Raw genomic sequence first — 4955 nt, forward strand, 5'->3', positions numbered from 1 at the left:
CCCCCACGATCTGCCGCATTTTGAAAAGCTGCTTGGCGACGGAAGCAGGCTCGGCTGTCAGTTCAGCTATGCAGTGCAGCCAAGCCCTGACGGATTGGCGCAGGCATTTATTATCGGTGAAGAATTTATCGGTAACGAAAAAGTTGCATTGATCCTGGGTGATAACATCTTTTACGGATCAGGCTTGTCGCAGCTTCTGCAATCGAACAACGATCCTGATGGTGGCGTGATCTTCGCTTACCAGGTTCATGATCCTGAACGTTACGGAGTTGTGGAATTTGACAAATCCAACAATGTACTTTCGATAGAAGAAAAACCAACTACACCCAAGTCAAACTACGCGGTTCCTGGATTGTATTTTTACGATAACGACGTTGTTGAAATCGCCAAAACAATTCCGCCTTCTCCACGCGGTGAATTGGAAATCACGGATGTAAACAGGGTATACCTGGAACGTGGCAAACTGAAAGTAGGCGTACTTAACCGTGGAACAGCGTGGCTCGATACAGGTACCTTCCAGTCACTGATGCAGGCCGGACAGTTTGTACAGGTGATTGAAGAGCGGCAGGGTTTAAAGGTAGGCTGCATCGAGGAGATCGCTTACAGAATGGGCTTTATTACCGCAGATCAGTTACGTGAAATCGCCAAACCACTCGTAAAAAGCGGTTATGGTACCTATCTTGAACGCATTGTAGCCAACGGCTGAGCCGGCGGCTCTTTTGTCCGGATTATTTAAATGAAGTTTTTGGCAGAGGAAATTGAGGAGTATTCCGTAGCACATACGGAAAATGAGAGTGAGTTGCTGAAGTCTTTGAACAGAGAGACACACGCTAACATTCTCAATCCACGTATGCTCTCGGGGCATTTGCAGGGCAGGTTCTTATCAATGATTTCAAAAATGATAAGACCTGACCGGATCCTTGAAATCGGAACTTATACCGGCTACTCTGCCTTGTGCCTTTGCGAGGGATTAAATCCCGGCGGGAAGCTGATTACCATTGATATCAACGAAGAGCTTGAAACTTTTACCCGCAGTTTCTTTGAACGCTCTTCCTATTCCTCCTCCATCAAATATATAATTGGCAGTGCCCTCGATCTCATTCCGGATCTCGAAGATACCTTCGACCTGGTCTTTATCGATGCGGACAAAATCAATTATTCTTCTTATTTTAACCTCTGTCTTGAAAAGGTAAAAAAGGGCGGATTCATCATCGCCGACAATGTGCTCTGGAGTGGCAAAGTCATTCAGGAGGGCATTAAGCTCGACAAAGACACCAAGGCGTTGCTGGATTTCAACCGTATGGTTCACGAGGATAGCCGCGTTTCCAATGTGCTGCTGCCAATCCGCGACGGATTAATGATACTTCAAAAAAATTAAGCACACAATTAGTAAGTCAAGTACCACTATTTTATGGCCAGAACTTTCATTAAGAACATCAAGTACCTTGCAGTTGCGTGGATTTTGTCGCTTGTTACAGTTAGTCAGTCTTTGTCGCAAACCCCTGAGATACCCGCAAGTGTGTCTTTCGGAGGAATTACGGTAAAATTTGACCGCGGCGCACAAAATCTGATTGAAGAAGATGTAAAAAGCCTGATGTCCAACAAAAAGTTCTGGGAGGAAAAAATGGATCGGGCTATTCTGCACTTCCCTATTGTGGAAGGTATTTTGATGGACGAAGAAGTACCGATTGATTTTAAATACCTCGCAGTACAGGAAAGCTCCTTCCGCCCTGATGTGGTATCCACCTCGAATGCAGTTGGTTACTGGCAGTTCAAACCTGAAACCGCGCGCGGGCTTAACCTGCGGGTTGACGACAAAATTGATGAGCGTAAAAATATAAGCTCCTCTACCCACGCAGCTGCCTGGTATCTCAAAAAAAATAACCAGCAGTTCAACAACTGGGTTACTACACTCTACTCTTACTACCTTGGTGCAAACGGCGTAAAGAAGATTGTCCCTGCGAGCTGGGCTTATGCACGTGAAGTGACACTTACAGCTAAAACGGATCGTTATATGCTCCGTTTTTTTGCACATAAAATTGCATTGGAAGCTGGTATAGAAAGGTATAAGTCGCCGAATGCATTTGTTTTGATCGAGTCAGATCTAGGGAAAGGAAAGTCGCTGGATCAGATTGCAAGTTCGCTGGGTGTGTCGGCAGCAGAACTGAAAAACTATAACCGCTGGCTTGTAGACGATGAGATTCCATCTGACCGGGAGTATCTCGTAACAATCCCTGTACCGCTGGCGCAAGTTGCCGAAGTACGTGAGAAATTATCGCTGCCGCCACAGCAAACTACTGTAGCCTCTGTTTACGAAGACTCGGGTTACCCGGTTCTAAGAAAAACTTCCCCACCTTCTCAAAGTCCTGCATTGTACGAGATCAATGGGCTGAAAGGGATCGAAGCTACGCCGGGTGCAAAACCTAAAACACTAGCGAAAGCTGGTGGGCTAAGAGCTCCAAAATTCATGAAATACAATGATATGCTGGCAGAAATGCCGCTTGTTCCAGGACAAGTATATTATTTATCAAGAAAGCATAAAAAAGCCTCTACCCCATTCCACACAGCGCGACCAGGCGATACCTGGCACAGTGTTTCGCAACAATATGGTGTGCGGCTTGTCAATCTTTTAAAATATAACCGTACTACCAGCCGGAACTACCCTATCCAAACAGGACAGGTTTTGTTCCTGGACAAAAAGCGTCCGAAGAAACAACCGATAGAGATTATCGCGCCTCCGCAAACCACACCTCCGGCTGCGAAAGATCCGGTTATAGCAGTTGTACCTGAAAAAACACCGGTTACCGCTGCCAATACCATCCCTGACAAACCGTCTGGCAGAAAGAAATATACACCAGTATTGGTTGAGAAAGCAGAGTCCGGCGCTCCTGCTGAAACCAAGTCTACTGAAACACCTGCACCTGCTGCCTCTGCCGAGGCACCTGCCACAGCACCTGCGGTAACAGCCTCTGCATCAGTACCTAAAACGGGCGCTGTGGATCCTGCTTCGAAGCAACCTGTCATGCAGGAATCTGACGACAGGGTTGTGATTATCACACAGGACAATGCAGATACTTCATTTAAGTCCACGGAGGAACAACGCCCGATTGCAAAAGCAGATGGTCCGTCAAAGGTAATTACACCGAATGAAACGAGATCAACTGCTTCCACTTCTGTGTACGCACGCCAGAGAGCTGCGGCAGAAGAACGCGCGGCAAGGGAGAATGCGACCAAGGAAGTTTCCACAGACGCGGGTACTGCCGCTGCGACTACGCACACTGTTGTGTCAGGTGATACCTATTTTGGTATTGCGAGCAAATACAATCTCTCACTACGCGAGCTTCTGGATCTCAACAACAGAGGCGCTCAGGCCAGACTGGTTGTGGGCCAGAAATTGATCGTCAGCAAAGCAGGCAAAGAAAATGCAGCTGTGCCCGTAGTTGAAAAGACAACTCCTGAGAAAACAGCTCCCGAAAGAATCGAGGTAACACGCAATGCGCCTGCTGCCACTTTCAAGACACCGGAAGAAATTAAACAAGAGACAAGACTGACAGCAGATCCAAATGCAGAATTTCATGTTGTTCAGGGTGGACAAACTTATTACAGCATTTCAAAAGCTTACAACCTGACTATTAAAGAGCTTTTTGAAATGAATAACCTGAGTAATTCGGATCGTCTGAAAGTGGGACAGCGGCTACGTGTAAGGCGTGACGCAGGTAATCCTTCGGATAATGAAGCTGTGAACCAGGCAATCCGTGGCGGCGTACAGACACACATCGTAGCAGCCGGAGAAACACTGTTCCGCATTGCACAAACCTATCGCACTTCCATTGAAGAACTTAAGAGAGTAAACAATATCTCAGGAAATAGCGTTATGGTGGGACAAAAACTTAAAATACCTCAGCAGTAGTAAGAACCCATGATTTTAATTGACCATACCTGCATCAGTGATGATATCGAAGACCAGCTTTTTGTCTGTAATCTGGACAAATGCAAAGGCGCTTGCTGTGTAGAAGGAGATTCAGGTGCCCCGCTCGACGAAGAGGAAGTAGCCATTCTCGACGAAATATACCCGATGGTTGAACCCTACCTGACTGATTCAGGTAAAAAGGCAATCGCCGAACAAGGAACTTCAACCAAAGACTGGGACGGTGACTTTGTAACGCCGATTATTGACGGGAAGGAATGTGCGTACGCTATTTATGACGAAAACAAAATTCTTAAATGCGGCATTGAAGCAGCTTACCTCGACGGTAAGATTAGCTATAAAAAACCAATTTCCTGCCATTTGTACCCTATTCGTGTTACCAAGTACGATGAATTTCACGCATTAAACTACGACCGCTGGTCTATATGCAGTCCAGCTTGCGACTTTGGTAAACAGCTTGGCGTACCTGTGTATAAATTCCTGAAAGAGCCGCTGATCCGTGCTTATGGTACACAATGGTACGATCAGCTGACGCACGAGATCGGCGAGCGTGAAGAGGCAAGAGCCAATGAAAAAAGATAATTTGTTTTTCAACGATGTATACGACGTAGTCCGGCAGATACCAGCAGGCCGCGCAACTTCTTACGGCGCCATTGCCAAATACCTGGGAAATAACCGCGGCGCAAGAATGGTGGGCTGGGCAATGGGCAATAGCTATACACGTGAAGGTATTCCCGCCCACAGGGTTGTCAATAGCCAGGGCGAACTTACAGCTGCGGCACTTTTTGAAACACCTACTACAATGCAGGAATTGCTGGAAAGCGAGGGTGTAGTGGTCAAAAACAATAAGATCCAGAACTGGAAAACCTGCTTCTGGGATCCCGAAAAGGAACTATTATAAAACAAACAATCCCGACTTTGGCCGGGATTGTTTGTTTTATAATGAACCTTAATAATCCTATTGTAATGAGATCAGCTTTTCGCTGGTACTTTCGATCTGAACTTCTTTGACCAGTTTGTTAGTCTT

5 protein-coding genes are annotated in these 4955 nt (G+C 46.4%); all 5 read left to right on the forward strand.

The window, feature by feature from the left end; all coding sequences use genetic code 11:
• Positions 1–706, forward strand: a 706-nt coding sequence (rfbA, locus tag ACTIE6_RS17410; RefSeq protein WP_439557854.1) for a glucose-1-phosphate thymidylyltransferase RfbA, incomplete at its 5' end; no start/stop codon positions are given.
• A 30-nt stretch (positions 707–736) separates the two neighbouring features.
• Positions 737–1378: an O-methyltransferase gene (locus ACTIE6_RS17415; RefSeq protein WP_439557855.1), complete on the forward strand. Its 642-nt coding sequence runs from the start codon at positions 737–739 to the stop codon at positions 1376–1378.
• Positions 1379–1411: 33 nt separating this feature from the next.
• Entirely contained in the window at positions 1412–3910 is a 2499-nt protein-coding gene (locus ACTIE6_RS17420) for a LysM peptidoglycan-binding domain-containing protein (RefSeq protein ID WP_439557856.1), read from the forward strand.
• A 9-nt stretch (positions 3911–3919) separates the two neighbouring features.
• The gene (locus ACTIE6_RS17425; RefSeq protein WP_439557857.1) at positions 3920–4510 is read left to right on the forward strand and encodes a DUF3109 family protein; all 591 of its coding nucleotides are present in this window, start codon (positions 3920–3922) and stop codon (positions 4508–4510) included.
• Positions 4497–4829: an MGMT family protein gene (locus ACTIE6_RS17430; RefSeq protein WP_439557858.1), complete on the forward strand. Its 333-nt coding sequence runs from the start codon at positions 4497–4499 to the stop codon at positions 4827–4829. Before ACTIE6_RS17425 ends, ACTIE6_RS17430 begins: the two co-directional genes overlap by 14 nt.
• Positions 4830–4955: the final 126 nt, after the last annotated feature.

Origin of the sequence: Dyadobacter sp., assembly GCF_051859145.1 — a bacterium.
GTDB lineage: Bacteria > Bacteroidota > Bacteroidia > Cytophagales > Spirosomataceae > Dyadobacter.